The 25,961-nt window shown below is 64.1% G+C and carries 27 protein-coding genes; 19 read left to right on the top strand and 8 right to left on the bottom strand.

Annotation, left to right across the window (positions count from 1 at the left end; translation table 11 throughout):
- Positions 1–204 precede the first annotated feature (204 nt).
- From ACOZJV_RS06070 to ACOZJV_RS06095, 6 genes are read left to right on the top strand one after another with little or no spacing between them, the layout of a single operon-like run.
- Positions 205–3,120, top strand: a complete 2,916-nt coding sequence (locus tag ACOZJV_RS06070; protein WP_421547091.1) for a monovalent cation/H+ antiporter subunit A — start codon at positions 205–207, stop codon at positions 3,118–3,120.
- Positions 3,120–3,464, top strand: coding sequence for a Na+/H+ antiporter subunit C (locus ACOZJV_RS06075; RefSeq protein WP_003202835.1), 345 nt, complete (start codon positions 3,120–3,122; stop codon positions 3,462–3,464). The genes ACOZJV_RS06070 and ACOZJV_RS06075 overlap by 1 nt, the downstream gene beginning before the upstream one ends.
- Positions 3,461–5,146, top strand: coding sequence for a monovalent cation/H+ antiporter subunit D (locus tag ACOZJV_RS06080; RefSeq protein WP_421547092.1), 1,686 nt, complete (start codon positions 3,461–3,463; stop codon positions 5,144–5,146). Before ACOZJV_RS06075 ends, ACOZJV_RS06080 begins: the two co-directional genes overlap by 4 nt.
- A complete protein-coding gene (locus ACOZJV_RS06085) occupies positions 5,143–5,631 on the top strand; it encodes a Na+/H+ antiporter subunit E (RefSeq protein ID WP_078471442.1) in 489 nt (162 codons plus the stop codon). The genes ACOZJV_RS06080 and ACOZJV_RS06085 overlap by 4 nt, the downstream gene beginning before the upstream one ends.
- Positions 5,628–5,906, top strand: a complete 279-nt coding sequence (locus ACOZJV_RS06090; protein WP_078471443.1) for a K+/H+ antiporter subunit F — start codon at positions 5,628–5,630, stop codon at positions 5,904–5,906. Before ACOZJV_RS06085 ends, ACOZJV_RS06090 begins: the two co-directional genes overlap by 4 nt.
- Positions 5,903–6,271, top strand: coding sequence for a Na+/H+ antiporter subunit G (locus tag ACOZJV_RS06095; protein ID WP_020300631.1), 369 nt, complete (start codon positions 5,903–5,905; stop codon positions 6,269–6,271). The genes ACOZJV_RS06090 and ACOZJV_RS06095 overlap by 4 nt, the downstream gene beginning before the upstream one ends.
- A 34-nt stretch (positions 6,272–6,305) precedes the next feature.
- Here ACOZJV_RS06095 and ACOZJV_RS06100 read toward each other — a convergent pair whose 3' ends face one another.
- The gene (locus ACOZJV_RS06100; RefSeq protein ID WP_201130639.1) at positions 6,306–6,743 is read right to left on the bottom strand and encodes a DUF3995 domain-containing protein; all 438 of its coding nucleotides are present in this window, start codon (positions 6,741–6,743) and stop codon (positions 6,306–6,308) included.
- A gap of 96 nt (positions 6,744–6,839) precedes the next feature.
- Between ACOZJV_RS06100 and ACOZJV_RS06105 the strand changes: the two genes are divergently transcribed.
- Positions 6,840–7,226: a DUF2946 domain-containing protein gene (locus tag ACOZJV_RS06105; protein WP_201130638.1), complete on the top strand. Its 387-nt coding sequence runs from the start codon at positions 6,840–6,842 to the stop codon at positions 7,224–7,226.
- 86 nt (positions 7,227–7,312) lie between these two features.
- Positions 7,313–9,445, top strand: a complete 2,133-nt coding sequence (locus tag ACOZJV_RS06110) for a TonB-dependent receptor (RefSeq protein ID WP_421547093.1) — start codon at positions 7,313–7,315, stop codon at positions 9,443–9,445.
- Between the two features lie 34 nt (positions 9,446–9,479).
- Here ACOZJV_RS06110 and ACOZJV_RS06115 read toward each other — a convergent pair whose 3' ends face one another.
- From ACOZJV_RS06115 to ACOZJV_RS06125, 3 genes are all read right to left on the bottom strand, one after another.
- Positions 9,480–10,490 carry an ABC transporter substrate-binding protein gene (locus tag ACOZJV_RS06115; RefSeq protein WP_421547094.1) on the bottom strand — a complete coding sequence of 337 codons (1,011 nt, stop codon included), beginning with the start codon at positions 10,488–10,490 and terminating at the stop codon, positions 9,480–9,482.
- A 119-nt stretch (positions 10,491–10,609) separates the two neighbouring features.
- Positions 10,610–10,816: a hypothetical protein gene (locus ACOZJV_RS06120; protein WP_078471448.1), complete on the bottom strand. Its 207-nt coding sequence runs from the start codon at positions 10,814–10,816 to the stop codon at positions 10,610–10,612.
- On the bottom strand, positions 10,813–11,283 hold the full coding sequence (locus ACOZJV_RS06125; protein ID WP_371106562.1) for a hypothetical protein: 471 nt from the start codon (positions 11,281–11,283) through the stop codon (positions 10,813–10,815). Before ACOZJV_RS06125 ends, ACOZJV_RS06120 begins: the two co-directional genes overlap by 4 nt.
- 629 nt (positions 11,284–11,912) lie before the next feature.
- On the opposite strand from ACOZJV_RS06125, the gene ACOZJV_RS06130 reads away from it, so the two are divergent.
- The 3 genes from ACOZJV_RS06130 to ACOZJV_RS06140 all read left to right on the top strand — a co-directional run bounded on the left by ACOZJV_RS06130 (position 11,913) and on the right by ACOZJV_RS06140 (position 12,972).
- Positions 11,913–12,143 (top strand): hypothetical protein, encoded by a 231-nt coding sequence (locus ACOZJV_RS06130; RefSeq protein WP_201130635.1) that lies wholly within the window; start codon positions 11,913–11,915, stop codon positions 12,141–12,143.
- Positions 12,144–12,346: 203 nt separating this feature from the next.
- Positions 12,347–12,616: a hypothetical protein gene (locus ACOZJV_RS06135; RefSeq protein WP_421547095.1), complete on the top strand. Its 270-nt coding sequence runs from the start codon at positions 12,347–12,349 to the stop codon at positions 12,614–12,616.
- Between the two features lie 116 nt (positions 12,617–12,732).
- Positions 12,733–12,972: a DUF2789 domain-containing protein gene (locus tag ACOZJV_RS06140; RefSeq protein WP_078471451.1), complete on the top strand. Its 240-nt coding sequence runs from the start codon at positions 12,733–12,735 to the stop codon at positions 12,970–12,972.
- A 56-nt stretch (positions 12,973–13,028) separates the two neighbouring features.
- Here the strand turns inward: ACOZJV_RS06140 and ACOZJV_RS06145 are convergent, their stop codons facing one another.
- Both ACOZJV_RS06145 and ACOZJV_RS06150 read right to left on the bottom strand, forming a co-directional pair.
- The gene (locus tag ACOZJV_RS06145) at positions 13,029–13,292 is read right to left on the bottom strand and encodes a hypothetical protein (protein ID WP_078471452.1); all 264 of its coding nucleotides are present in this window, start codon (positions 13,290–13,292) and stop codon (positions 13,029–13,031) included.
- A 95-nt stretch (positions 13,293–13,387) separates the two neighbouring features.
- Positions 13,388–13,696, bottom strand: coding sequence for a hypothetical protein (locus ACOZJV_RS06150; RefSeq protein WP_421547096.1), 309 nt, complete (start codon positions 13,694–13,696; stop codon positions 13,388–13,390).
- Between the two features lie 383 nt (positions 13,697–14,079).
- On the opposite strand from ACOZJV_RS06150, the gene ACOZJV_RS06155 reads away from it, so the two are divergent.
- From ACOZJV_RS06155 to ACOZJV_RS06190, 8 genes are all read left to right on the top strand, one after another.
- Complete coding sequence (locus ACOZJV_RS06155) at positions 14,080–14,757, top strand: hypothetical protein (RefSeq protein ID WP_078471454.1); 678 nt, start codon at positions 14,080–14,082, stop codon at positions 14,755–14,757.
- Between the two features lie 141 nt (positions 14,758–14,898).
- A complete protein-coding gene (locus ACOZJV_RS06160) occupies positions 14,899–15,606 on the top strand; it encodes a hypothetical protein (RefSeq protein ID WP_421547097.1) in 708 nt (235 codons plus the stop codon).
- A 123-nt stretch (positions 15,607–15,729) separates the two neighbouring features.
- Positions 15,730–16,737 (top strand): FHA domain-containing protein, encoded by a 1,008-nt coding sequence (locus ACOZJV_RS06165; RefSeq protein WP_201130630.1) that lies wholly within the window; start codon positions 15,730–15,732, stop codon positions 16,735–16,737.
- Complete coding sequence (locus ACOZJV_RS06170; protein ID WP_421547098.1) at positions 16,712–17,575, top strand: serine/threonine-protein kinase; 864 nt, start codon at positions 16,712–16,714, stop codon at positions 17,573–17,575. Before ACOZJV_RS06165 ends, ACOZJV_RS06170 begins: the two co-directional genes overlap by 26 nt.
- Positions 17,470–20,589, top strand: coding sequence for a TOMM system kinase/cyclase fusion protein (locus ACOZJV_RS06175; protein WP_421547099.1), 3,120 nt, complete (start codon positions 17,470–17,472; stop codon positions 20,587–20,589). The genes ACOZJV_RS06170 and ACOZJV_RS06175 overlap by 106 nt, the downstream gene beginning before the upstream one ends.
- A gap of 24 nt (positions 20,590–20,613) precedes the next feature.
- The gene (locus tag ACOZJV_RS06180) at positions 20,614–20,967 is read left to right on the top strand and encodes a BMA_0021/BMA_0022 family TOMM bacteriocin (RefSeq protein WP_201130628.1); all 354 of its coding nucleotides are present in this window, start codon (positions 20,614–20,616) and stop codon (positions 20,965–20,967) included.
- 12 nt (positions 20,968–20,979) lie between these two features.
- The gene (locus ACOZJV_RS06185) at positions 20,980–21,336 is read left to right on the top strand and encodes a BMA_0021/BMA_0022 family TOMM bacteriocin (protein WP_201130627.1); all 357 of its coding nucleotides are present in this window, start codon (positions 20,980–20,982) and stop codon (positions 21,334–21,336) included.
- Positions 21,337–21,348: 12 nt separating this feature from the next.
- Positions 21,349–23,568, top strand: a complete 2,220-nt coding sequence (locus tag ACOZJV_RS06190; RefSeq protein WP_421547100.1) for a TOMM precursor leader peptide-binding protein — start codon at positions 21,349–21,351, stop codon at positions 23,566–23,568.
- Between the two features lie 28 nt (positions 23,569–23,596).
- Here the strand turns inward: ACOZJV_RS06190 and ACOZJV_RS06195 are convergent, their stop codons facing one another.
- A complete protein-coding gene (locus ACOZJV_RS06195) occupies positions 23,597–23,800 on the bottom strand; it encodes a hypothetical protein (protein ID WP_078471461.1) in 204 nt (67 codons plus the stop codon).
- Between the two features lie 111 nt (positions 23,801–23,911).
- Complete coding sequence (locus ACOZJV_RS06200; RefSeq protein ID WP_242487463.1) at positions 23,912–25,429, bottom strand: methyl-accepting chemotaxis protein; 1,518 nt, start codon at positions 25,427–25,429, stop codon at positions 23,912–23,914.
- Between the last annotated feature and the right edge of the window lie 532 nt (positions 25,430–25,961).

Genomic DNA, 25,961 nt, shown 5'->3' on the forward strand with positions numbered 1-25,961 from the left:
GGGCGCCACGATAACATTTGGCGATGGCCGCAGGTCACTGGCGGTGTCGGGTAAATGGCCACGGTTTTTGGGCAGGTGTCGGGTTTGTCCCCTACTTTGAAACCTGATGTAACTAGTTTTGTAGGATCCTGGCACAGCTTGACGTTTGGTGATCCGGGGTCCGGCACGTATCATTCGTCAGAATTCTCCGCAGATTAGAAGCCTATGTCCCTGATAGTTCTATTGCTTCTACCTTTTATTGGAAGCTGTGTAGCGGCCTTGTTGCCGCACAACGCACGTAACACCGAATCCCTGTTGGCCGGCCTTGTTGCCTTGGCCGGGACCATTCAAGTAGCCCTTTTATATCCCCAGATCGCCCATGGCGGCGTGATCCGCGAGGAGTTCATGTGGCTGCCCAGCCTGGGCCTGAACTTCGTCCTGCGCATGGACGGCTTTGCCTGGCTGTTCTCCATTCTGGTATTGGGCATCGGCACCCTGGTGTCGCTGTACGCCCGTTACTACATGTCGCCGGAAGACCCGGTGCCGCGCTTCTTTGCGTTTTTCCTGGCGTTCATGGGCGCCATGCTGGGCCTGGTGATTTCCGGCAACCTGATCCAGATCGTGTTCTTCTGGGAGCTGACCAGCCTCTTCTCGTTCCTGCTGATCGGCTATTGGCACCACCGCTCCGACGCCCGCCGTGGCGCCTACATGGCGCTGATGGTGACCGGCGCGGGCGGCTTGTGCCTGCTGGCGGGGGTCATGCTGCTCGGCCATGTCGTCGGCAGCTACGACCTGGATCAGGTACTGGCCGCCGGCGACCTGATTCGGGGCCATGCCCTGTACCCCATCCTATTGCCGCTTATCCTGATCGGCGCCCTGAGCAAAAGCGCACAATTCCCCTTCCACTTCTGGCTGCCCCACGCCATGGCCGCACCGACCCCGGTCTCGGCCTACCTGCACTCCGCGACCATGGTCAAGGCCGGGGTGTTCCTGCTGGCCAGGCTCTGGCCCGCGCTTTCCGGCAGTGAAGAATGGTTCTGGATCGTCGGCGGCGCCGGTGCCTGCACCCTGGTGCTGGGCGCGTATTGCGCGATGTTCCAGAACGATCTCAAGGGCCTGCTGGCCTACTCCACCATCAGCCACCTGGGCCTGATCACCCTGCTGCTGGGCCTGAACAGCCCGCTGGCCGCCGTGGCAGCGGTATTCCACATCCTTAACCACGCCACCTTCAAGGCCTCGCTGTTCATGGCCGCAGGGATCATCGACCACGAGAGCGGCACGCGGGATATCCGCAAGCTCAACGGCCTGGTCAAGCTGATGCCGTTCACCGCGACCCTGGCCATGGTGGCCAGCGCCTCCATGGCCGGTGTACCGCTGCTCAACGGTTTCCTGTCCAAGGAAATGTTCTTCGCCGAAACCGTGTTCATCAACTCCACCGCCTGGGTAGAAGCCGCCCTGCCGGTGATCGCCACCATCGCCGGGACCTTCAGCGTCGCCTATGCCCTGCGCTTTACCGTCGACGTGTTCTTCGGCGAGCCGGCCACCGACCTGCCCCACACCCCGCACGAGCCGCCGCGCTGGATGCGCGCGCCGGTGGAACTGCTGGTGTTCACCTGCCTGCTGGTGGGGATTTTCCCGGCGCAGATCGTCGGTCCGCTGCTGGCCGCTGCGGCCTTGCCGGTGGTGGGCGGGGTCCTGCCCGAGTACAGCCTGGCGATCTGGCACGGCCTGAATGCGCCGATGATCATGAGCCTGATCGCCATGTCCGGCGGCATCGTGCTTTACCTGCTGCTGCGCAAGCAGCTGCACCTGGGACGCTTCGCCTACCCGCCGCTGACCGGCGCGCTCAACGGCAAGCGCCTGTTCGAACGCAGCCTGGTGAGCATGATGCGCCTGGCCCGACGCCTGGAGCGGTGGATCAGCACCCGGCGCCTGCAGACCCAATTGTTCCTGCTGGTTTTGACCGCCGTGCTGCTGGGCCTGATCCCGATGCTCAACAGCAGCCTGACCTGGGGCGATCGGCCGAAGATCCCGGGCTCGATCGTGTTCGTCACCCTGTGGCTGCTGGCAATTGCCTGCGCCCTGGGCGCCGCCTGGCAAGCCAAGTATCACCGGCTGGCGGCCCTGACCATGGTCAGCGTCTGCGGCCTGATGACCTGCGTGACCTTCGTCTGGTTCTCGGCGCCGGACCTGGCCCTGACTCAACTGGTGGTCGAAGTGGTGACCACGGTCCTGATCCTGCTCGGCCTGCGCTGGCTGCCGCGGCGGATCGAAGACGTCTCGCCACTGCCCAGCAGCGTGCCCAAGGCGCGCATCCGCCGCCTGCGCGACCTGGCGCTGTCGACCGCCGTCGGCCTCGGCATGGCGGTGCTCTCCTACGCCATGCTGACGCGCCAGACACCGAATGACATTTCCTCGTTCTACCTCAGCCGCGCCTTGCCCGAGGGCGGTGGCAGCAATGTGGTGAACGTGATGCTGGTGGACTTCCGGGGCTTCGACACCCTGGGTGAAATCACCGTGCTGGTAGCCGTGGCCCTGACCGTGTTCGCCCTGCTGCGACGCTTCCGCCCGCCCAAGGAAAGCATGCAACTGCCGGCCCAGCAGCGCCTGCTGGCACCGGACGTGGTCACCGATCTGGTCAACCCGCGCCAGGCCAGCGATACCGCCCTGGGCTTCATGATGGTGCCGGCGGTACTGGTGCGCCTGCTGCTACCGGTGGCCCTTGTGGTGTCGTTCTACCTGTTCATGCGCGGGCACAATCAGCCGGGCGGCGGTTTCGTCGCCGGCCTGGTGATGTCGGTGGCGTTCATCCTGCAATACATGGTCGCCGGCACCCAATGGGTCGAGGCGCAGATGAGCCTGCGACCGTTGCGCTGGATGGGCACCGGGCTGCTGTTCGCCACGGTTACCGGCCTCGGGGCCATGGCCTTCGGCTATCCGTTCCTGACTACCCATACCCTGCACCTGAGCGTGCCGGTACTGGGTGATATCCATATCGCCAGCGCGCTGTTCTTCGACATCGGGGTCTACGCGGTGGTGGTCGGTTCGACCCTGCTGATCCTCACTGCCCTGGCGCACCAATCGGTGCGGGCCCACAAGCCGAGCCAGATCAAAGCCCTGCCCAAGCCTGGAGCCGCCTGATGGAAGAAGTCATCGCAATCGCCATCGGCGTCCTGGCCGCCTCCGGAGTCTGGCTGGTACTGCGCCCGCGGACCTTCCAGGTGGTGATGGGCCTGTGCCTGCTGTCCTACGGGGTCAACCTGTTTATCTTCAGCATGGGCAGCCTGTTCATCGGCAAGGAGCCGATCATCAAGGACGGCGTGCCCCAGGACCTGCTGCACTACACCGACCCGCTGCCCCAGGCGCTGGTCCTCACCGCTATCGTCATCAGTTTCGCCATGACCGCGCTGTTCCTGGTGGTGCTCCTGGCGTCGCGAGGCCTGACCGGCACCGACCACGTGGATGGCCGGGAGCCTAAAGAATGAACCTGATGCCGCACCTGATAGCCGCCCCCATCCTGCTGCCGTTGCTGACGGCCGCGATCATGCTGATGCTTGGCGAGAAACATCGCCCGCTCAAGGCCCGGATTAACCTGTTTTCAAGCATGGTCGGCCTGGGTATTTCCGTGCTCCTGCTGTACTGGACCCAGCAACAAGGCGTGCCCGGCTCGATCGGCGTGTACCTGCCGGGCAACTGGCAGGTGCCGTTCGGCATCGTGCTGGTGGTCGATCGCCTGTCAGCACTGATGCTGGTGCTGACCGGAATCATCGGCGTCAGCGCCCTGCTGTTCGCCATGGCTCGCTGGGACCGCGCCGGGGCCAGCTTCCACGCACTGTTCCAGATCCAGCTGATGGGCCTCTACGGGGCCTTCCTGACCGCCGACCTGTTCAACCTGTTCGTGTTTTTCGAAGTGCTGCTGGCGGCCTCCTACGGCTTGATGCTGCACGGTTCGGGGCGCGCCCGGGTCTCGTCGGGCTTGCACTACATCGCGATCAACCTCCTGGCGTCGTCGCTGTTCCTGATCGGCGCGGCGCTGATCTACGGCGTCACCGGAACCCTGAACATGGCCGACCTGGCGCTGAAGATCCCGCTGGTGCCGGAGGCCGACCGTGGCCTGCTGCATGCCGGCGCGGCAATCCTCGCCACCGCGTTCCTGGCCAAGGCCGGGATGTGGCCGCTGAACTTCTGGCTGGTGCCGGCCTACTCCTCGGCCAGCGCGCCGGTGGCGGCAATGTTCGCGATCATGACCAAGGTCGGCGTCTACACCCTGCTGCGCCTGTGGACCCTGCTGTTTTCCGGGCAGGCCGGCGCGTCGGCCTACTTTGGCGGCGAGTGGCTGATCTACGGCGGCATGGCGACAATTGCCTGCGCGGCCCTGGCGATTCTCGCCGCCCAGCGCCTGGAGCGCATGGCCAGCCTGAGCATCCTGGTCTCGGCCGGGATCCTGCTGTCGGCCGTAGGGTTCGCCCAGCCACAATTGATCGCCGGGGCGCTGGTGTACCTGGTCAGCTCCACCCTGGCCCTGAGTGCGCTGTTCCTGCTGGCGGAGTTGATCGAACGCTCGCGTTCGGCCAATGAAATCCCCCTGGAGGATGAAGTCGAAGTCCTGCCACGACCGCTGGAATCCCTGCAACCGCCACGGGGCACCAACCTCGATGATGAGCAAAAAGCCGTGGTCGGCCAGGTCATCCCCTGGACCATGGCCTTCCTCGGCCTGAGCTTTATCGCCTGCGCCCTGCTGATTATCGGCATGCCGCCACTGTCGGGGTTTATCGGCAAGCTCAGCCTGATCAGCGCCCTGCTCAACCCACAAGGCCTGGGCGTTGCCAGCGAGCAGCCGATCAGCCTCGCGGCCTGGGGCTTGCTGACGTTGCTGATTCTCTCGGGGCTGGCCTCGCTGATCGCCTTTTCCCGGGTTGGCATCCAGCGCTTCTGGACTCCCGAGGAGCGGCCTTCGCCCCTGCTGCGTCGTTTTGAATGCGTGCCGATCATCGCCCTGCTAGGGCTGAGCGTGCTGCTGACGTTCAAGGCCGAGCCGCTGCTGCGCTTCACCCAGGCCACCGCCGACAGCCTCAACAACCCGCAGCAATACGTGATGGCGGTGTTGGGCACCCGCGCCGTGCCCAGCCCTGAAGCCCGAGCCGCAGCGCTGGAGGTGCAGCCATGAAGCGCATCTTCCCCGCCCCCTGGCTGTCCCTGGCGCTGTGGCTGCTGTGGCTGCTGCTCAACCTGTCCCTGAGTCCGGGCAACCTGTTGCTGGGGGCGATCCTGGGTTTCGCCGCCCCCCTGCTGATGCGCCCGTTGCGGCCATTGCCAATCCGCATTCGCCGGCCCATGACCATCCTGCGCCTGTTCCTGCTGGTGGGCCGCGATGTGGTGCTGTCCAACCTGGCGGTGGCCTGGAGCGTGCTGAATGCAGGACGCCGGCCGCCACGCTCGAAGTTCGTCAAGATCCCCCTGGACCTGCGCGATGCCAACGGCCTGGCGGCGCTGTCGACCATCACCACGGTGGTGCCGGGCACGGTCTGGTCGGAGTTGTCCCTGGACCGCAGCATCCTGCTGCTGCACGTGTTCGACCTGGACGACGAAGAGCAATTCATCGAGCACTTCAAGACCGCCTATGAGCGGCCACTGATGGAGATCTTCGAATGAGCGCCCTCCTCTCCAATGCAATCCTGCTCAGCCTGTTCCTGTTTTCGGTGGCCATGGTCCTGACCCTGGTCCGCCTGTTCAAGGGCCCTTCGGCCCAGGACCGGGTCCTGGCCCTGGACTACCTGTACATCCTGGCGATGCTGATGATGCTGGTGCTGGGCATTCGCTACGCCAGTGATACCTACTTCGAGGCGGCGCTGCTGATCGCGCTGCTCGGGTTTGTCGGCTCCTTCGCCCTGGCGAAATTCCTTCTGCGTGGCGAGGTGATCGAATGAATGGCCTGGTTGAATTGTCGCCCTGGGTCGAGATCCCCGTGGCGATCCTGCTGGTGCTCAGCAGTCTGTTCGCCCTGATCGGCGCGGTGGGCATGCTGCGCATGAAGGACTATTTCCAGCGCATGCACCCCCCGGCGCTGGCCACCACTCTGGGCTCCTGGGCCGTGGCGCTGGCGTCGATCATCTACTTTTCGGCGCTCAAGTCCGGCCCGGTATTGCATGCCTGGCTGATCCCGATCCTGCTGGCGATCACCGTGCCGGTGACCACCCTGCTGCTGGCTCGCGCCGCGCTGTTTCGCAAGCGCATGGCCGGGCACGATGTACCGGCCGAAGTCAGCAGCAAGCGCAGCGAGAGCGGCAACTGAAGAGCGGTGGTGGCGCAACGGCAACCCCGCTGCCTCAGTTCCACGCCACCACCAGCAGGCCGGCCCCCAGCGCCACGCACAGCGGCGAATAGACCAGGCTGTCGAGCCGTGCGAAGCGCGACGGGCTGGGCTCCTTGAAGAAACCCACCAGGCTCGAATCGCCAATGGCCCGGGCGAACATCAACAGCGCAATTGCACTGATCAACCACTGCAACCACGGCTGGCCCAGCAGCGGCAGAAACAGCCCGACCCGCAGGCACACCAGCAGCGCAATCAACAACAACCCAAGGGCCACCAGCGCAGTGATCCATGCCGTCGGCCGGAACGCCGGCTGCCACTGGCCCGGTGCCGCACCCGCCACCTGGGGCACCACCGCCTCGCTGCCAAGCCGCCCGCCCAGGGCCCAGTACAGATGAACCAAGGCAATCAGGATCAAAACCGTGGCTGTTCCTTGCGCGACCAAAAGGCTCATGCTCAGACATCCCTGACAAAAATGTCGCTGAAGAATGGACCGCCCCGGACGTTTTTGTAAGTGCTTTCAGTCGCACCGATGGTAAAGTGCCGCCCCATGAAACTTGCCCGAACCGACCGCTCACTGCTGGCCTGGATGCTCTATTGCTGCGTCCTGTTCAACGTGTTCGCCTGCAGCATCGGTCACGGGCAAATGGTCGGCATGCAGCTCAACGGCATCGGCGGCCAGTTCTGTGCGGTCGACCCGCAGACCCAGGCACCGAGCCCCGTGAGCCCCGGCGATGAGTCGCTGCCGACCCTGTCCAAGGCCTTCGGTTGTCCGCTGTGCTCCAGTGGCGGCATGGGCCCGGCACTCAACTCCAGCCTGACCCTGGCGATCCTGCCGGAGCAGCACAGCCCGCCCCCGGCGCCGATCGCCAGCGCTGAAATCCCCACCCGTTTCCTCTGGCCCACGGCCCACCCGCGCGCCCCACCTGTCGCCTGACTCTTTCGCTCGACCACCTGCCCACCGCGCCAACGCGTGGCGTTCGGCCGTGGGCTGATTCCTAGCCAAGAATTCAGGATACATCGATGAAACACCTTCCTTTGCTGGCCGGCCTGTTCGGCTGCCTGTCCGCCAACGCCTGGGCGCAAGCCAGCCTCGACCTGGCCCCGATCACCATCGACGGCGAACAGGAGGCCGAACCGGGCCTGGCCCTCGACCAAGCCGGGGGCATCGCTTCGCGACTGGGCCTGAGCCTGCGGCAGACCCCGGCCTCGGTGGCCGTGGCCAATCGCAGCGATATGCAGCGCCACGGCGCGCGGACCTTCCAGGACGCGGCCAACAGCCTGCCCGGGGTCAATGCCAGCGCTCCGCCGGGCTTTGGCGGGTTTGTCTCCTACCGGGGTTTCAGCAACAGCCAGATCACCCAGATGTTCAACGGCATCAACGTCTCCAGCGGCCTGGCGCGGCCGGTGGATGCCTGGATCTACGACCGGGTCGAGTTGCTCGGTGGCCCGGCCTCCCTGGTCAATGGCGCAGGCTCGGTGGGCGGCTCGCTGAACTACGTGAGCAAACTGGCCAACCGCCAGGAACAGGCGGCCGAGGGCCGGATCAGCTACGCCACCTACGACACGACCCAGACCGCCTTCGGCCTCAACCATGCCCTCAGCGACGCGGGCGCCGAGGTCCAGCACTACGCGCGCCTGGACCTCAGCCACAACACCAGCAATGGCTATATCGACCGCCAGCAGGGCGATGCCTGGAGCCTGGCGTTTTCCCTGCTCAGCGACCTGACCCCGGACCTGTCCCACACCCTGGCCCTGGAGTACCAGGACGAGCATCAGGACAGCCCCTACTGGGGCACCCCGGTGCTCAACCCCAAGGCCGGCGAACTGAAGATCGACAAGCACAACCGCTTCAACAACTACAACGTCGCGGACGGCCGCTACGAGCAGCGCACGATCTGGGTGCGGTCGATCATCGACTACCGGATCAACGACAGCACCAGCCTGCGCAACACCCTCTACCACCTGGACAGCCAGCGCGATTACCGCAACCTCGAGACCTACCAATACAACGCCGACAACAGCCGGGTGAATCGCTCCACCGCCTATCAGGTGCGGCACCAGGGCGAGCAGAACGGCAACCAGTTCCAATTGCGCCACGAGGGCCAGCTGTTCGGCCTCGACAGCACCTGGTCCGGCGGCTTCGAGTACAAGGTCAACCGCACCACCAGTTCGCCGCTCAACGTCAAGGCCGCCAACAGTGTCGATCCCGATAACTACTTGCCCGGGCACTTCTATGACCTGCCACAGACCCGCCAGGGCTTTGTCGCCGACAAGACCAATGAGGTCACGACCCGGGCGCTGTTCGCCGAGAACCGCCTGGCGCTGACCGAACGCCTGGCGCTGGTGAGCGGCCTGCGCTACGACGCGATCGAACTGGACCTGACCAACCACCGTGAAGTCACGCCCAGCAACCCGCGTCATCTCACGCGACGCTGGGAGCCGGTCACCGGGCGCCTCGGCCTGACCTACCAGTTCATCCCCAGCGCCAACGTCTACGTGCTGTACAGCACGGCCGCCGAACAGCCCAATGGCACCCAGAACTTCGATGTGTCGACCGGCAAGCAATGGGAGATCGGCAGCAAATTCGACTACCTGGACGGCCGGGGCTCGGCCACGCTGGCGGCCTACCGCATCGAGCGCCAGGACTTTTCGGTGACCGACCCGCAGGATCCAAGCAACAGCATTGCGGTAGGCCAGCAGCGTTCGCGGGGCGTGGAACTGGCCAGCTCGCTGCACTTGAGCCCCAACCTGCTGCTGGAGGGCAACTTCGCCTGGGTCGATGCCCGGTATGACGAGTTCAACGAGAAAGATGCCGCCGGCAACGTGGTCTCGCGCAAGGGCAATACCCCGGTCAACGTGCCGGACCGGGTGGGAAACCTGTGGCTGACCTATGACCTGACAGCGCGCTGGCAAACCGGGGTCGATGCGCGTTACGTGGCCTCGGTGTTCGCCGACAACGCCAACACCCTTACCGTGCCGTCCTACACGCTGTATGGGAGCTTCCTGACCTACAAGGTCGACTCACATACCAGCGTCACCGGCCGCATACGCAACCTCACCAACCAGGTCTACGCCGAATACGCCCACGTCTCACCGGCCTACTACCTGGGCACCCCACGCACCTTTGAGCTGGCGGTGCAGACCCGCTTCTGAGCCACCACCGCCCTCTCACCGACCCGCCGCCGGCCTACAGCGCGGCGGCAACCTTGTCGGCAATGTCCTTGGGCAGCCAGGCGCGCCACAGGTCCGGGTGTTGCTTTAGGAACGCCTGGGCTGCCTGGCGCGGATCGCCGTGCTTTTCACTCATCTCGGCCAGGGCCTTGTTCAGGGGCTCGATGGGCAGGGTGACCTTGCTGAAGGTCTCGGCAATCTGCGGGTACTGCTGTTTGAAGGGCGCAGACACCCCAATCGACAGTTTCGAGGCCAGGGAACGGGTGGGCTTGGGATGGGGGTTGTCGGCGTCGGTCAGGGTCTTCCAGGCCTCGGCGTCGAAAGCCGGCTCTTCCAGCTGCACCAGCTTGAAGCGACCGATCAGTGGGGTCGGCGACCAGTAGTAGAACAGCACCGGTTTGCCACGGCGGATCGACGAGCTGATTTCCGCATCCAGGGCCGCGCCGGAGCCGCTGCGAAAATTCACATAGCTGTCGGCCAGGCCGTAAGCCTTGAGCTTCTGCTGGTTGACCACTTCCGAGGTCCAGCCGATGGGGCTATTGAGAAAGCGCCCCTTGTCCGGGCTCTCCGGGTCCTTGAACACGTCCTTGTAGCGCGGCAGGTCACTGACGCTGCGCAGGTCCGGCGCCAGAGGCTTGATGCCGCGGGCCGGGTCGCCCTTGATCACGTACTCCGGCACCCACCAGCCTTCGGTGGCCCCCTTGACCGTGTCGCCCAGGGCCAGGACCTTGCCCTCAGCCTCGGCCTTGACCCATACCGGGCTGCGTCCGGCCCACTCTTCGCCGATGACCTGGATATCGTTATTGGCCAGGGCGGTTTCCAGGGTAATGGTGGTGCCCGGCAGGGTGTCGGTGGGCAGGCCGTACCCGGTCTCGACCAGGGTGCGCAGGATCTCGGTGATCAGGCTGCCGCTTTCCCAGTTCAGGTCGGCGAAATGGATCGGCGCCTGCGCGGCCGTGGCTGGCAGCCCCAGCGTCGAGCCGAATGTGAACAACGTACCGACCAGCAGTGCTCGAAGTCCCTTCATGCCTGTGCACCCCGTGCTTTCACAGCATTAGCAGAATGGTCTTCCAGCACAGAGCCGGAAGCCTCTGAATATTCAGTCAACAGACTGTAGTAGAGGTTCCGGTTTTCGAAGCCTGGCGGCTATTTTTCGGCGGGGGCCTGCAACTGCTGGAGTTCCCGACGCACCATGCTGGCGTAGGGCGCCGGACGCAGGTTGTACAGTTGTGCCGCCACCCAGTTCAGCCAGGCGCCTTGCAGCACGGCCTTTTGCGCGAACAGGCGCTGGGCTTCGGCGCGGGCGAGTTCCTGGTGCTGCTGATGAAACTCGGCGCGACTGGCGCTCGTCACTCGCTGGCCTTGAAGGTCACCAGTTCACCCTTGCGCCATTTGGCGGCCTTGCCGGTCACGGCCTTCAGGGTCTTGGTCAGGCCTTCTTGCAGTTGTTCGTGGGCGGCGAACACCATGACCACGGTGTGACCTTCCTTGAACAGGATCCCGTGCCCGTCGGCGCTGGTCACAAAGGCGTATTCGCCCAGCCCGTAGACGGTGATCTTGATTTCACGAAACTTGATCTCGAACTTGCCGCCTTCGCGACTGGGCAACACCGCCGCGCGAAAATGATCGCCGACCTTGAGTTCCAGGCGCTGTTTATCGTCAACCACCAGGGCGGATTCGGTGTCGATTTCGGCAATGTAAATGCCTTCGGCGGTTTGCTCGGTGATGTACACAAAACGGGACTGAAACTGCTTCACCAGCTTTGCGCGCAAATCACCCAACACGAACAAAGCATGCATCTCAAGATTACTTACTGCCAAGGAAAGCTCCCCAACGCAAAAGATAAAGTGCCCCGCAGGAAAAACGGGCAGCACAAAAAAAGGCCAGAGCGGCGCTCTCGCCACAATGGTTCACACAAAAACCCGAGGTAGGCCGGACACGCCTTCAGCACCTGTCTGGATACAGACACGCCTGAAACACTGAAGGAGGTGACACTGAAGACCGGTAAACAGCACAGGCTCACAAAGGCGGTAAATAAGGCGATATCGCCTGGTGCCACGCCGATGGGAAGGCCCGGATCAAGCACTGATCACTGACCACAGGGGCAATTCTAGAGCAACTTTATGCCTTGCGACCATTCAAAGCGGCGGCAAAGGCCTGATCAAGGTATTAAAACGATCACCGGGTACGATTATTCAGGCCGCAGTACAAAGTGCCAAAACAATCAGTGGCGGGATTCTAACCATTGACCACGGCATCTGCATACATCCCTTGTCCTGGAAAGGTACTTGGAACATTCCCAAATCAAAGTAGGAGGATTCAACGCGAAACGACACTGAGTTAACTCAGCACTCCTGCGACAACAACTGCCATACTGCGCCGTTAACGAAAAACCAGCCAGCACGGCAAAGCTCCACCCGCACAATAATCTCCAAAGGAAGGCTCATCAGTGACGGAATTAGATATAGGCGAGTTCTTCATCCGTGGGGAATCCCGGGAAGTCGAAGGCGAGTTTCAAGCGGTTATCGTGATGCGTGCCAAACCCCCATTGACCACCGTGACCTTCCATCAGGTCGAGAAGGACCGCTGGTTCAAGACCTCGGAAACCGCCGCCGTTGCCGCCGTCGAGGCCGCCAGGGCATTGAAGCTGGCAGTCGACCAGGGAGCGCTGAAGTCCTGAGTGCAGCACACAGCCATCAAGGATCTGGCTGAACCACCGATACCCCGGCGAGCATCCATTTAAGAGCATCATGATGATCAACTTGAATCCACAGGCTCGCCTGCCCGCCCTGGCGCCGGCACCCGCCGCCAGCACCGCCGCCGCCCAAGCCGAAGACGATGAGCGCTCAGGCAACCTGTTTGGCACCCGGGCCAGCGCCGGCAATGAGCTGGACAACCTGCTGCTGGCGAAAAAAAAAGCACCTGCTGCGCCTGAAAAAACAGATCGAGCAACTGCAACAGAAACTGCGGCGGGCCACTGCCCGGCTGGCAATGGTCAAGGCTGCCCGATCCGGTTCCGAAGCCGGGCGGGCGATGCTGGTGTCCGCCGCCCGCGCTCAGGTCCTGGCCTTGACCAGCGCGCTGTCCATGGCCCAGACCGCCCTGTTTCAAGCTGAAAGCGCGATGATCGGCTCGGTCGACACCAGCGCCTGAATCGGCGCATCCAAACCTGCGGCCCTCACCGATCGAACTCCTGGCGCCCACCCGCCTCAGATGCACTGAATGCCTCTCGCCCGACCTAGGGCACTTTCAGCGCAAGGAGATCATCTATGGATACGCCAACCCACGACCTCACAGGATTGTTCGATCAACTCGGGCTGGACTCCGCACCCGCCGCCATCGACGGCTTCATCGCCCAGCACTCGCCCCTGGCCGAGGATCAGAAGCTGATCGACGCGCCCTTCTGGACCCCGCAACAGGCGGCATTTCTCAAGGAACAACTGCGTGAAGACGCCGACTGGGCCCGGGTGGTGGATGAGCTGAATCTGCGCCTGCACCAGCACAGCTGAGGCGCGGTCGATCAGCGCAGGCCCCGGCAGCTCATGCCGCCGGGGCGACTGCGGGGCTAAATCACGGTGACGGCGATGCTGTCGTTCTGCACCGTGATGTTCAGCGTGGAGTCCCAATCGCGCACCTCCACGGTGATGCTGATCTGCGTCGGCGCGGTGGTTTTGTACACCGTCAACGTCTGCAGACCACTGGCCACTGGCAGCGGCGCACCGAAGTTCGCCGCACCATTGAGCCCCCAGCGGGCCAGACCGAGTGTTACCGCCGTGGTGTTTTGCGCTTGTGCACCGCCGACAATATTGACTGTCACATTAGCAACCATCTTCAGTTCTCCATTGATAGTTAAAAAGCCACTCAGTTAATTCTGTACAACACTGTTTGGAGCTTGATCAATCACTCGCTAAAAACATTCAAGCTCTACGAATTGCTCAGTTCCAACTGCAAGCCGTCCTGACTCGCCTGAACTTCCCACTTCAGCGGCCAGTCACTGTCCTGGGTGACATAACTATTCCCCGGATAGACCACATTGAGCACAGTCGTCTGCGCAGTCACTCCGTTGCAGATCAAATCCAGAACTACATTGCCAGCCACGGGTACCGTATAAAGAACCACATTGGTTTGAGCGTTTATATTCACTGTAGCCAGAATGGCTGGCTGGTTGTGGAGCTTGATATCAACCCGCTGCGCGGCGGCAGTCGAATTTCTTGCTTCTATCACAATAACCATTTGATTTTCCTTGCAAATAGTCCATGAGCACGGCTTGTCCCGCCAGACAAAGGCTGCCGCTCGGGAGCCGCAGCGCTAGTCATGGCCGTGACCCACGCTAGCCATAATGTCGTTCCGCCACCATTACACGACATTACGCCTCTGTTACTTCACATCGCCCTGCTCATCCACGGCGGGAAACTGCAATTGATGTAATCGTTTGTAATTGCCGATAACAATGCCCGAAAGATACTTTCCTTTGGCGAACAACAGTTCCATCTCGAATAACAAACCCATGACTTCGAGACAAACTTCACGTTCTGCACACCTATAAGACTGGCCTGCTCATTGCAGGATCCATTCACAACACTGGCAGTTAAAACTCAAACTCAAAGGGCATTGAAATGAGCACTATCTACACCATCAACGTGACCAACAACTCGCAAACTGCGCAGAACTTTTTCTTCTTCCAATCACCCGCGGTCTATACCGGCGGTGGACTTGTCTATTCCAACAGCCTGTTCCAGTCACAACTGCAGCCCTACAGCACCTCCGGCTCGGTCCTGACGTTTCAAATGAACCAGCAATACTTTGCCGGCGCCCAGACCCAGACCACTCCCCCCACCATCGGTCATGTTTCCGGCGGGACCACCTCCAGCCAACCGATCAACCTCACACCTGCAAACACTCCCCCAGTCGGTAACGCCACCAACCTGAGCGTTTCACCGCTGGGCCTGACTCCTGCCTTCACCCAGACAGGCGTGCAGCCAGGTGCATTTCGCATCGTCGCACCGACCTACAACCCCAATACCACCGGCAACTTCAACATCGGCTCGGCCATCCAGAACGCCGCGGGCGGCCCCGCTACCGTGTCGAACTTTGTGGTGGCCCAGCCCAACCAGTTCGTCGATTGCCAGCCCATCCTGGTGTTCTACGTGCAGACCGGCAGCTACCAGGCCGGGACAGTGATCAACTTCTCCAGCGCCTCCACTCTCTCGGCCGCCTGCGACACCACCACCGGGCATACCACCTTCAACGTGACCTATAACATCGACGGCACCTGGACCATCAATCCTCAGTAAAACCACGCGCCTTCCGTTGGCGGCGTCCAGCAGCCCTGGCGCGCTCAAGCTGCTGGACTGCCCGCCAACACCGAGGAACAACCCTGGGTTATCCACCGATCGCCCGACCCGCTGTCAGGGTCAAACGCCAAGGAACGATCAATGAGCGCTGTGCAATACGCAATCTGGTTCATCAACAACTCGTCATCCAGCGGCAACGCGTGTGTGTATCAGGACTCGGCCAACGTCACGCTCAATAACGGTGATGGGTTTCAGACCCTGGCCTGGATGGTGATGGGGGCCAACCCGGGAACGCAGATCAAGTTCGTCTGGAGCCTGAGCTACGACTTGGTCTGGTTCGACTATGACAGCCCCCTGACCCAGCAAATCATTGCCGCGCCTCCCGGCAACCAGGTCACCCTCAGCCAGAACCAGTACGGCTATACGTTCTCCAAACCTAGCTCGGGAACCGCCGGGGCCCTGGTGATCAAGGCCGATGCGACGGTCGCACCGGTCAACAATGTGATCTGCGGCATCGGTCTGGATGGCGCCGGGACCTTTGGCGTAAAACCCCAACCCAATCAGGCGGGCACCTTCACCCCCTGCACCGGCCCGCTGACGTACTGGATCAGCTTCGGTTACAACGGTGCAACCAACGACGTCATCGTCCCTGAAGCCCTGAACCTGTCCCAACAGATCACCTTCCCCGCCGGCATCTACAACATGACCGCGTTCTATAACATCGACGGCACCTGGACCTTGAAAAGCGGCAGCCCGAGCCAGCCCGCCAGCATGGCCAAGGGTCAGCAGACCGGCCCGATCATTTACAACCCGGCCGAACAGGCGCGCCCCAATACCATGCAGGCCTAATGCCATATTTCCGCCATTTCAGATAAATCCTTACAACGCACAGAATTTTCTGAAACAGATTTGCAGCGGCTGAACTTCCATGGATACTCCGCTCGGGAACTTGTCTAAGCAGGGAGCTGAGCCATGGCCATTTTGTTGAATTCGTCGACGGGCGCATTGCACGCGCTCAAGTCTTGTCATGTATTCGGCCGACTCGCCCAGCGCTGTGACAGCCCACTGACCGCCATCGATATTTCCCTGCTGCACGCCACCGTTCGCTGGAGCTCCCAGCAGTGGTTGCTGACCGACCAGAGCCGCAACGGCTGCCTGCTCAACGAACAGCCCCTGACCCGACACCAACCGGTAGCCATCAAGCTCGGCGACGAAATCCGTTTCGGCATGCTCGATGCCACGCCCTGGCGTGTGGTCGACCTGGCTCCGCCCGCCGACCTGCTGATCCCCCTCGCGCCCCACGTGGAACCGCTCACCCTGCACAACTTCCTGGTGCTGTCCGACGAGGGGCCGCCCTACAGCTGCATTTACCGCACCCCCGACGGTTGCTGGATGCAGGAAACCAGCGACGGCGCGGTCCCGTTGCGCGATGGCGAGCTGCTGCATTTCGATCATCAGGACTGGCGCCTGTCGTACTCCAGCGAAGAGCAGAACACCCTGGTCAGCGCGCCGTCGTCCCTCAGCAGTTGCATGCGTTTCAAGACCAGCCTCGACGAAGAGCATGTGCAACTGACCCTGTTTCGCGGCGCGCAGAGCCTGGAGCTGGGGGAAAGGACCCATCATTACCTGCTGCTGTTGCTTGCCCGCCAGCGCCTGGCCGACGCCGCCCGGGGCTTCGACCTCCATACCCAGGGCTGGCTGGAGCTCGATGACCTGGTGGGCATGCTGGGCCTGGACAAGGCGCACCTGAACATCCAGGTGTTCCGCCTGCGCAAGCAGTTCCAGCAAGCGGTGTCCCAGGGGCTGATCGGCCAGGACTTTATCGAAAGGAGGCGCGGCGGCGTGCGCCTGGGCAGCGTGGCGATCGAGGTCTGGCGGGGCTCATCGCTCGAAGGTCGCTGGCAGCCGGCGACGAGCATGCACCTCCCCCCGACCTCGATGAGCATGTTCGGCCATGAACTCGATATCCCGGTCCTTTGATCTACCCGGCTATGAACTCACCGGCCTGCTCGGCAGCGGAGGCATGGCCTCGGTTTTCCGGGCGCGGCAGAACAGCACCGGGCAGTGGGTCGCGATCAAGCTGCTGCAACTGGACCCCGATGCCGCCGGCAGCCTGAGCGCCCCTCGGCTGACCCGCTTCGATCGCGAAACCGCACTTTGCGCGCGTCTGCACCACCCCCACATCGTGCGCCTGCTGGACAAGGGCACGCTGAATCGACACCTGTATTACGCGGTCTATGAATACCTGCCCGGTGAAACCCTGCGCGAATACATCCTGCGCCAGGGTGCGCTGTCGGCCGCCGAGGCGACCCAGATCATGCTGCAGGTCCTCGACGCCCTGGCCTGCGCCCACGCCCAGGGCATCGTGCACCGTGACCTGAAACCGCAGAACATCATGATCGATGCCGCCAACGCCAGGCCCAGCGCCACGCTGTTTGACTTCGGCATCGGCCTGGCCCTGGATGACGTACCCGCGCCGCTCGACGCCACGGACATCACGGGCACCCCCTCCTATAGCGCTCCGGAACAACTGCGGGGCGAGCCGGCCACGGCAAAGACCGACCTCTATGCCTGGGGCCTGCTGTTTATCGAATGCCTGACCGGGCGCTCGGCCTTTCACGGCGCGACGCTGGCCGAGATCTACCATGCCCAGCTCACGCCCCAGGACCTGCCCCTGCCGCCCGGGCTGGCGGGCCATCCCTGCAGGAGGTGTTGCGTGCGGCGCTGGCCAAGCAACCCCGAATTCGTGCCGGGGATGCCATCGGGCTTTACCAGCGCCTGGCGTCGGTCAACGTCGACAATCTGCTGCGCCCGATGACCCTGGCCGAACATGATCAGCCCGCTGCTCCCGATCACGAACGGACCTGGATCAACCCCAGCAGCCCCTCGCGCGCGCCCTTCGAAAAACGCCAGGTCACCGCCCTCTATTGCAGCCTCAGCCTGGGCCGCACCGGCTCGACCACGATTGACCTGGAGACGCTCGAAGCCCTGCAGCGTGAGCACCTTTCCACCTCGCTGGACATCGTCCAGCGCCTGGGTGGCCACGCCATGGGCGCGCTGGCCGCGGCCATGCTGTTTTACTTCGGCTACCCCAGGGTCAGCGACCGCAGTGGCCAGCACGCCGCTCGCGCCGCCCTCGAACTGATCGGCCAGACCCGGCGCCGGGCCCAGGCGCTGCGTGCGCAACACGGTGTGGTGCTGGAGATGTCGATCGCCATCCATGTCGGCGACGTGCTGCTGTGCGCCGACATGCAGCCCAGCCAGACCGCCGCCCGGGCCCAGGAGCTGCAACGCCGGGCCGCTCCCGGGCAGATCCGCCTCAGCCAGGATGCCCGGCTGGCCCTGGCCAGGTTTGTCGAGTGCAGCCAAGTGATGCCTCAGATGGCAAGCGACGCGCCGACCTACCTGCTGGTCAGGGAGCACGCCAGCGATGGTTTTTCCTTCCTCGATCACGGCATCGAGGCCATGGCCGGGCGCCAGGTTGAACTGCAGGCGCTGCAGGCCCTGTGGCGCAACACCCTGGCCGACGGCGGGCGGGCCATGCTGCTGTGTGGAGAAGCCGGCGTCGGTAAATCCAGGCTGCTGTTCGAATGGGCCGCCCTCGATGACGGCCTTATTCTGTCGAGCCTGTGCGAGCCGGAACAGCAACATGCGGCGCTGTATCCGGTGCTGCGCTGGGTGCGCCAGTATCTCGAACGCGGCACCAGCGCCCAGCCCCAAGACCGCGTCCAGCGCCTGCACCGCCATCTGGAGGAACTGGGCCTGGATGCCGATCACCTGAGCGTGCTGCTGTGCTCCTGGCTGGGCATCGGCGGCGCGCCCCAGCGGCCGGGTTTCTGGGAAAAACATTCGCCCGAACTGCAAAAGCAGATGCTGCTCGATGCCCTCGAACGCCTGCTGCTGTCCATCGGCGAGCGCCAGCCCCTGCGTCTGCTGCTGGAAGATACGCACTGGATCGACCCCAGCAGCGCGGCCTTCCTCGACCAGTTGCTGCCCAAGCTGCAAGGCACCGCCATCTGCCTGGTGATGACCGCGCGAACCGAGGAATCGCCGTGGATCCCCAGGGTCCCGAGCCTGCCCCTGAGCGGCCTGGATCGCGCCACCCTGGAACAGTTGCTGAGCCCCCTGCTGGGTGGCAAACAGATCGACGCCCAGGCCCTGCACAGCATCCATGAACACACGGCGGGGATTCCGCTCTACGTGCAGGAACTGGTGGCCTTCCTGCGCAGTCGCGGCGACCTGGTGCTGAACGGTGACACTTACCAGTTGGCCACTGCGCACCTGCGCGAGCTGTTGCCGGTGAGCCTGCGCGAGACCCTCGGCCACAGCCTGCACCGAGTCGGCGCGGCCAAGCACACCGCGCAACTGGCCGCCGCGCTGGGGCGTGAGTTCGACCCCGAGTTGCTGGCGCAGATTGCCCCGTGCGACGACGTGACCCTGCATGCCCACCTGCAGACTCTGCTCAGCGTGGGCCTGGTCTCGCGCTGCCGCCAGGTGGGCGATGCGCACTACATTTTCAAGCACGCGCTGCTGCGCACCGCGGCCTACGACAGCATGCCGCGCGCGGCCCGGGAACAGGCCCACGGGCGGATCGCCGCCGCTCTCGAAGCTCGCCTGTGCGCCAGTGGCCAGGGCGAACAGGGCGTGCTGGCGCACCATCACGCTGCCGCCGCCCAATATGAGCAGGCTCTGCACTGGAGCGGACAAGCCACCGAGCAAACCCTGCAACGGGCCTTGTATGACGCGGCCCTGGACCTGATCGCCGAGGCCGAACCCTGGCTCGAACAGCTGCCACGCTCCCGGCGCCAGGGCCCGGAACTGCGCCTCTATCGCCTCAAGATCAGCGCCTTGATGGCCCGCCATGGCTGGGCCAACGAGCGGGTGCGCAACACCGCGAACCGCGCCCATCAGTTGGCCCTGCGCTCGACCAACGCCGAGCACACCCCCGCCCTGCTCTGGTCGCTGGCGACCTACCACCATGTGGCCAGCCACCGCCGCGAAGTCCGGCAGATCGTCGCCCAGTTGTATAACCGCCAAAGCGCCTCCAGCGAGGAGCGCATCGCCGCCCTGGTGCTGGCCGGCAGCGCGGCCTGGATCGACGGCCACTACGGCCTGGCGCGCGAGCACCTGCAACAGGCCGTGGCGCTGCCCCGGTCATCCCAGCGCGTGGAACAGACCCTGTTGTACGGCCTGGACTGCGGCATCTGGGCGCAATCGGTGCTGGCCTGCGTCACCTGGTTTACCCACACCGACGACAGCCTGGCCCACGGTCTGGCCGCGGATGCCGTGCGCCAGGCCCGCGAGCTCGATCATGTGCCTTCCCTGGGCCTGGCCCTGATGTACCAGGCCTATATCCACCAGTACGCCGGCGACCTGCAGCAGACCGCACAGGTCTGCGGACAACTGGTGGAGCTGGCCACGACCTATGGCTTGCCGGCATACGGGGCCTACGGCGAATTGATTCAAAGCTGGACCCAGGCCTCCTTCGCCAGGGCCAGCCGCACCATCGACCAGTTGCGGCAACTGGGCTGCCTGCTGGGGCATACCTACTTCCACGGCTTGATGGCCGATATCCAGTCCCTCCAGGGCCACCAGGCCGAGGCCCTGAGCCTGTGCAACAGCGGCCTGGCGCTGTGCGACGAACTGGGCGAACGCTACTACCAGCCCGAACTGCTGCGTCTGAAAGCCCGGGTGCTGTCGCGCCAGGGGGCCCAGCGCAATGCCACGGAGATTGCCGACACCCTGCAACAGGCCTGCGCCCTGGCCGAACAGATGCAGATGTCGCGTTCCCGGCGCGATGCACAAAAGGACATGAGCAATTTGTTTCACTAACCGCGCTGCAAACAAGGAGTTGTCATGGAGCACAAGGTCTCAACGTCGGTATACGACGAATTTTTGCTGTACCGCGCCCAAGTCATTCGCGCCGTGGCCCTGGCCTGGCAGGACGAGGGCTTCAAGGCCGCACTCCGGGAAAACCCCCGGGCGGCGGTGCGCCAGTACCTGAACTATGAAATCCCCTTCGCCCTGGAAATCGACGTGATCTTCGACAACGCCGAGTTCCGTCCGGAAACCGTGGTCGACTGGCTGGTGAAGAAAACCGACCGCCTGCAACTGCACCTGCCCCCGGCGCCACCGGCGAATCAGCAGGCCGAGGCCCTGGCGGCCTACAACCTGCAGTTCCTGACCTTCCTGCAACCCCAGACCCGCTGAAGGAGCCACGCCATGCCACGCCTCAACGAAGTACCCAGCCAGGAAGTGCTGCTTGAATTCTCCGAAGTCTATTTGCGCGCCGTGGCCCTGTCCTGGGGTGACAACGACATCAGCGTGGCTTTCCGCCAGCTGTTTATCGAATCGCCGAAACAGGCCCTGATCGACTACTTCGGCTATATCGTGCCGTGGAACATCGACCTGGTGATTACCCCCTGCGACCCCAGCCAGGGCTGGAACGGCCGGGAGTGGTTGCTGCCGCCCAACCGCATGACCTTCAGCATCCCCGAGACGCCTGCGCTTGAGGAGCAGGCCATTGCGCTGGCGGCCTACAACGACGCCGGACCGATCTACCTGTTTACCTGCTGCTGAGGACCTTGCGTCATGCCGGATCAGATACGCCCGCAGGCACCACAGCCCTGCCCCAGAATCGCGCCAGGCTTTGCCTTGCATCGGCTGGACGACGACAGCCTGGTGGTGGTGAGTGAGTCCAGGCGCGCCCTGATCCGGCTCAAGGGTCTGGGGCTGGTAGCCCCCCTGATCGATGGGGGGCATACCGGCTCGCAGATCATTGATCAATTGGCGGGGCGTCTCGACGGCCCGCAAGTAGAAAGCATCCTGCAAGCACTGGCGCGCGCCGCCTACATCCAGCTGCACGCCCCGCCACAGAGCGACGAGGCCCGCGCCGAACAGGCCTTCTGGCGCCAGGCTTCGGGGCGGGATGGGGCGGCGCCACCGCTGAGCCAGGTCGATCTGGTGCGCACCGCCAGCGTCAGCCTGGAACGCCTCGAGCGGTGCCGGCAGGCCCTGCAATTGGCCGGGATCGAGGTGCAGGCAGACGCTGCACTGAAGCTGGTGCTGTGCGATGACTACCGCTGCCCCGAACTGCACAGGTTGTGCCGGCAGGCGCAACAGCAAGGCCGCCCCGTGCTACTGGCCAGGCCCAATGGCCTGACGCCAAGCATCGGGCCCTTTATCGAACTGCCGCAGAGCGCCTGCATCGATTGCCTGCGGTTCTGGATCGGCACCCAGAAGCCCCTGGAGACCTGGCTGGAACAGCAAGGGTCGCCGACCTATGCCCGCCCGCCGCTGACCTGCGGGCCGGCCAGTGAAATGGCGTGCCACGGGCTGTTGACCATGGCCATCGAACACTGGTTCAGCCAACAGGACGGCAGCCCCCGGCAGGCCTGGGACATCCTGTCGCTGGACACCCGAACCCTGCAGACACAGGCCCACACCCTGGTCAAACGCCCCCAGTGCCCAGGCTGCGGAACGCCCGACCTGATGACTCTCCAGGCCTGGCGCCAGCCTTGCCTGGAGGCCGCGCCCGGCCAGCGGCTCGAAGGCGGCTACCGCCATCAGCGCGCGCAGCGGACCTATGAGCGCTACCGGCATCTGGTCAGCCCCCTGACCGGGCCGATCTGCTACCTGCACACCATGCCCCGGCGGCATGACGGCCTGCGCCAGGTCTATGTGTCCGGCTACATGGTGCGCCCCGACCCACAGGCCCCGGGGCTGGCCATCGACAAGGTCTGCGCCGGCAAAGGCGCGACCGCCGAACAGGCCCGTACCAGCGCCCTGTGTGAGGCTCTGGAACGATTCAGCGGGGTCTATCAGGGCGATGAGGCCCGTACCCGGGCGCGCCAGGTGGACCTTGCCGAACCCAGCCTGGGCTTCAATCCGTTGCAGCAATTCAGTGAGCGGCAATTCGCCCGGCGCCAGCAAATCAACGCCGGCACCCGCGATGTCCGGCAACAGGTGCCCCTGCCCTGGGATCCCCGGACCGCCATCGACTGGACCCCGGCCTGGTCCCTGAGCCAGCAGCGCTGGTGCCAGGTGCCCCTGGCCTACTGCTATGCCCAGGCCCCGGAAGAGTCCGGGCTGGCGTTCGGCATCCACAACCCCAATGGCACCGCGGCCGGCACCAGTGTGGCGGAGGCGTTGCTCCAGGGCACCCTGGAGTTGGTGGAGCGGGATGCGACGGCCATCTGGTGGTACAACCGGCTGCAACGCCCGGGGCTCGACCTGGCCAGCTTCAACGACCCGTATTTCAACCAACTGGCGGCGGACTACGCGGGGCTCGGCTGGCAGCTCTGGGTCCTGGACCTGACCCACGACCTGGAAATACCGGTGTGCGCCGCCGTGGCCTGGCATCCCGAGGAAGACCGCCACGCCCTGGGCTTCGGCTGCCACCTCGATCCGCACCTGGCGGTGCAGCGCGCGCTGACCGAGGTCAACCAGCTGTTCGATCCGCTGGTGCGCGGTCCCGATCCCTGGAATCGCCAACTGCTGGCAGACGCCAGTTTTCTGCAACCCGTCGGCAGCCGTTCGGCCCGGGACTTCACCCAGACAGCAGCGCAATCCCTGGAACAGGCCTTGGACCACTGCCAGCGCGTGTTCGAACGGCAAGGCCTGGAATGGCTGATGGTGGACAAGACCCGTCCCGATCTCGGCTTGAATGTGGTGCAGGCCATCGTGCCCGGGCTGCGCCATTTCTGGCCGCGCTTCGCAGCCGGGCGCCTGTATGACGTGCCCTGCACCCTGGGTTGGCGAACCGCACCCATCGACGAGAGCGAGCTCAACCCGGCGCCGCTGTTTCTATAGCAGCGTCAAGGGCGGTTCGGCGACAGGATCAATGCAGGCGGGCAGGCTCGGCCGCTGCAAGTTGCGCCTGCCAGGCGGCGCGGCATTCCTCGGCCTCATCGCGGCTGGCGAACGCCGTACCGCGCTGCTCACCGTTGAGCAGGACCACCCAGCACACACTGCGCCCCAGGGCACGCAGGCTGGGCGGTACACCGCTGCCAATCATGACGGCGACATCGACTCTGCTGTGCATCGCATTCCCTCCGGAAGTAGTTAGCAGGCTAACGATGTTGGCCATGCTAATCATTTCCGGTCCCGGGAAACAGCCGCGTCCTGCACAGCTTTGTTGCAGCCGCGGCAACAATTACCGGCGCGGTGCGGCCTGCTCGGGTTTGTAGCCCAGGCGCAGGCCACCCCAGTGCCGCCCCTTGACCATGATCGGCACCGACAGGTCGTGCATCAGTTCGCCGGTGTCGCGGGTGTAGGTCTGTAGCAGCAGCGCCTGCTGATGGCTGCCACAGCGGATGCCGGTGCGGTCCTCGAACTTGCGCTTGGTGCGGTTATGCAGGGTGTCGACCTGGGGGTCGCCGGTCAGTGGCTGGGAAAACACCTGGTTGTGGGTGGGCACATAACCCTGAGGGGTGCAGGCGATGGCAAACACCAGACCGTCGTGGCGGGTCAGCAATGACTCCTGGATCGCCGGCAGCACCTGGTCGGTGTAGCGGTCGAAACGGGTCTGGTACTTGGCCGGTGCCGTGTTGGGGATCAGTTGGTAGCTGCGGTCGAACAAATCGTCGAGGGCAACCCGGTTGTGCTCCACATCGGTCTCGAACTGCTGCGCGATGCGGTTCGCCCCCTCCCGGGCCAGGTCGTAGACCCGCTGGTGATAATCGTCCAGGCCGACCTCGGCCAGGCGCTCGCTGATGGTTTCGGCCTGGCCTTCCATCTGCACCGCGGCGTCGGCCAGGCTGCGGGTCTGCTGGTCGCTGATGGCCAGGTCGCTGCGCATCTGCTCCACCGCATGGAACAGGCTGTCCAGCTGTTCGCGGTTGGTTTGCGCACCCCGGGCAATCTCGCTGACCTGGCCTTCGACCCCGGCCGCCAGGCGCGCGATGTCTTCCAGGTGTTGGCCGGTGTGCTCAACCTGCTCCACCCCAATGGTGAGGTCGGCGGACAGCTGGCGGATCTGCTCCACCACCTGGGCCGTGCGCTGTTGGATATCCGCCACCATCACCCCGACCTCGTCGGTGGCCGTAGCCGTGCGTCCGGCCAGGCCGCGCACTTCATCGGCCACCACCGCAAAGCCGCGGCCATGCTCGCCGGCCCGCGCCGCTTCGATGGCGGCGTTGAGCGCCAACAGATTGGTCTGGCTGGCAATCGACTGGATGACCAGGGTCACGCGCTGGATCTCTTCGCTGCGCTGGCTCAGGGCTTCGATCAATTCGCGGCTGGCATTGGCGCGCTGGCTGAGCTGGTGCATGCGGGTGATGGACTCGGCCAGCACGCTGCGGCCTTCGGCACTGCGCTCGTGGGCCTGACTGGCGGCGCCCAGGGCCTCGCGGCTGAGCTGAGAGGTGGCCTGCTCGGTCTGGATCATGACCTCGGCACTGCTGACAATCCGCGCCGCCGAATCGAGCTGGGATTGCAGTTTGCCTGCCAGCTGCTTCACCGAAAACGCCACGCCGGCGGCGGACAACGCGTTATGGCTGGTGCTGTAGGACAGGTCGCGGGTCAGCGCGGCCATGTCGCCCTGCTCGGCAGACACACTGGCCACGGGCACCTTGCGCGAGCGCAGGCGCGGCAACCAGATCACCAGCACCGCCAGTGGCAGGCACAGGTACAGCGGCCAGCCCCACAGGGCCAGGCCACTTAACAGCAGCATCAGGGCGATGCTCTGCAGAGTCGGCGCCCACCAGCGGCTGGCGGTGTCGGGTAGTTGAGCCGGTTGCGCAGCGGCAACCGATAGAGATCCGTCCCTTGTCACATTGATTACCCCGAGCAGTTTCTAATTGTTTGCAAGCATTAGACGATACTAGAACGCCATTATCCATGGTCCCTTAGTCGGGGGGGGTGCAGCAGGTCAATGGATGGGGTCAGTCAGTTGGCGGGGATTTTCGATGTCAGCAGCAATATCAAAATGATCCTATAACCGCTGCCGTCGGGCTGCGCTGACCCTGAGTGCGCTGTGGCGTGTCGGATACATGAGGAGGTTTGTGTAGCCGCTGCCGAGGCACGAGGCTGCGCTGACCCTGAGTGCGCTGTAGCGTGTCGGATACATGAGGAGGTTTGTGTAGCCGCTACCGAGGCACGAGGCTGCGCCGGCCGGGATGGACGCCGTGAGGGAGTCAGGTAAATGTGCGGTGTTTGGACGGGCCCGTGCAGCCTGCGGCAGCGGCCACAGGCCAAAGGCAAAA

This window comes from Pseudomonas sp. QD4, assembly GCF_049199125.1.
Lineage (GTDB): Bacteria > Pseudomonadota > Gammaproteobacteria > Pseudomonadales > Pseudomonadaceae > Aquipseudomonas.